Raw genomic sequence first — 254 nt, forward strand, 5'->3', positions numbered from 1 at the left:
CCGCTCTCGGTCGTCTTGACCGATTGACTGTCGATGATCGCCGCCGTTGGTTGCGGCTCTCGTCCAGCAAGTCTACGCGCGATTTCAACCAAGGCTTCATTGATCAAATCCAACGCCCCGCTGTCGCCGCAAGCCATAAAAATAGTACTGGACCGTCGTGAAGGGCGGAAAATCCTTCGGCAGAAGCGCCCATTGGCATCCAGTCGTCGCAATGTACTGGATCGCATCCCATACCGATCGCATGCAGGTCTTGC

General features: G+C 56.3%; 1 pseudogene. It reads right to left on the reverse strand.

Annotated features, from left to right (window positions below):
• Positions 1 to 254 (reverse strand): annotated as a pseudogene (locus I6F35_RS39850) (transposase); the annotation flags it as partial.

Origin of the sequence: Bradyrhizobium sp. BRP22 (genome assembly GCF_020194175.1) — a bacterium.
Lineage (GTDB): Bacteria > Pseudomonadota > Alphaproteobacteria > Rhizobiales > Xanthobacteraceae > Bradyrhizobium.